This is a genomic window from Endozoicomonas atrinae (assembly GCF_001647025.1).
GTDB lineage: Bacteria > Pseudomonadota > Gammaproteobacteria > Pseudomonadales > Endozoicomonadaceae > Endozoicomonas > Endozoicomonas atrinae.
In genome coordinates this window covers 1-1,190 of sequence record NZ_LUKQ02000588.1, presented here as the reverse complement: position 1 = coordinate 1,190, position 1,190 = coordinate 1, and the positions used below count along the sequence as shown (strand labels likewise).

Sequence of the window (1,190 nt, the reverse complement as noted above, 5' to 3'; positions counted from 1 at the left end):
AGGCCGACAAGGCTCGCTACACCAAAAAAAGGCTGACCGGCACTGAGCGCAAGAAAAAACGGAAGGCGCAACGGATCGCAAGACGGATTAACCGGAGGAAATAGCATGGATGCTGAACAGGAAATCAGAAATCTGAAGATGCGCCTCGATACCTTGGAACAGCAGTTTTATGACCTGACGTTTAGCCCGTCCGAGACCGATGCCATTACCACGAAAATTCTCGAACAGTGTGGGACACAGTTGGTCAGCAAGATATGGGCAGAAAGAAACAATCCAGAAAACATTGATGCCGCATACTGGATAAGTCATGCCTTTTACCATGCGTGGAAAAACAAGGATGACCAGAGTGAGCTTCAGTATCTCATCGGTATTGTGGGTAAAAGGCTCCGCATTGATTCAATGCCTTCCTACACCGCCATTCTCGACTGGATGAAAGCCTTTAATAATTTCAACAAAGGTGAAGTCAAACTGATCGGGAAAAGTGCAGCCATTAAGTTAGCCAAGGCGGGTGCGAGCAAGGAGTTGAAAAAGTACGTCTTAATGGCTGCACAAAATAACGATGCTTTTTCCATTCCCAAGATCGTCGAGCTCATTAACCGGGAAAAGGAGAAGGGAGGCAATCATGCAAATCCCTGAGCCTACCCAAACCACCATCAAAGCCATTGTCGAGCATTATGAGGACAACCAAGGTGACGCCTTCCGGCCTCACCTCGGCGGCTCCCTCATTGGTCGGCCTTGCGACCGGGAACTCTGGTATAGCTTCCGCTGGTGTACGGATACGAAGCATAGCGGCCAGTTATTGAGATTGTTTCAAACCGGGCACCTCGCAGAGGAACGGTTTATTGCTGACCTCCGCAGTATCGGTATCAAAGTTTTCGAGACTGATCCCGCTACTGGCAAGCAATTTCGGGTAACGGCCTGCCGTGGTCATTTCGGCGGTTCTTTTGATGGTGTAGGCCTCGGCTTTATCGAGGCTCCGAAAACCTGGCATCTCATTGAGATGAAAACCCACAACGAGAAGTCCTTTAAAACCTTAACCAGCAAAGGGGTGAAAGAGGCAAAACCTGAACACTATATCCAGATGCAGAGCTATATGTACTTGGCAGAGCCAAAGCTGACGAGAGCCTTTTACATTGCGGTCAATAAAAACACGGATGAACTCTACGGTGAGCGGATACGCCTCGATCCCG

General features: G+C 49.1%; 2 protein-coding genes. Both read left to right on the top strand.

Annotated elements, in window-relative coordinates; genetic code table 11:
• Positions 1 to 105 precede the first annotated feature (105 nt).
• Entirely contained in the window at positions 106 to 636 is a 531-nt protein-coding gene (locus AK963_RS29315) for a hypothetical protein (protein ID WP_066018765.1), read from the top strand.
• The coding region (locus AK963_RS29310; RefSeq protein ID WP_202969930.1) for a hypothetical protein at positions 623 to 1,190 on the top strand (568 nt) is incomplete at its 3' end. The genes AK963_RS29315 and AK963_RS29310, both read left to right, overlap by 14 nt.

Bases quoted from the DNA above. Each gene is read 5' to 3' on its own strand.
- AK963_RS29315 (WP_066018765.1), top strand. From the start codon at position 106: ATGGATGCTGAACAGGAAATCAGAAATCTGAAGATGCGCCTCGATACC.